Below are 606 nucleotides of genomic sequence, written 5' to 3'. Positions count from 1 at the left end.
CGGCGGTCGCGCCGAGTTCGACCGCTGGATTGCGCCGGGCGCCTGGTAGCCGCTGGCGGACGAGGCACTGCGTATCGCCCGGGTCAATCTGGACGCCGTCGATGCGCCGGCCGGCGTGTTCGACGTGGTTCTGGGTCCAGGCTGGCCGGCCGTGCTGCTGCACGAGGCCGTCGGCCATGGCCTGGAAGGCGACTTCAACCGCAAGGGCACATCCGCATTTGCGGGACGCATGAGCCAGCAGGTCGCCGCTAAAGGCGTCACCGTGATTGATGACGGTACGATGGAGAAGCGGCGCGGCTCGCTGACCATCGACGATGAAGGCACGCCGACCGAGCGCACCGTGCTGATCGAGGACGGTATCCTGACCGGCTACATGCAGGACCGCATGAATGCCCGCCTTATGGGCCACAAGCCGACCGGCAATGGCCGCCGGCAATCCTATGCCCATCCGCCCATGCCGCGCATGACGAACACCTACATGCTGGCCGGCAATCACAAGCGCGAGGAAATGCTGGAAAGCCTGAAAGACGGCATCTATGCCGTGAATTTCGGCGGCGGCCAGGTCGACATCACCTCCGGCAAGTTCGTCTTCCAGTGCACCGAGGC

1 protein-coding gene is annotated in these 606 nt (G+C 65.5%); it reads left to right on the top strand.

Going from position 1 to position 606, the window contains the following annotated elements; genetic code table 11:
• Positions 1-151: 151 nt before the first annotated feature.
• A partial coding sequence (locus tag PKF00_RS44935; RefSeq protein WP_271223760.1) for a TldD/PmbA family protein occupies positions 152-606 on the top strand: 455 nt, incomplete at its 3' end.

Origin of the sequence: Streptosporangium carneum (genome assembly GCF_027922005.1) — a bacterium.
GTDB classification, from domain to species: Bacteria; Actinomycetota; Actinomycetes; order Streptosporangiales; family Streptosporangiaceae; genus Streptosporangium; species Streptosporangium carneum.
The sequence above is the reverse complement of the archived record's forward strand: the minus strand, read 5'-3'. Positions and strand labels throughout refer to the sequence as shown.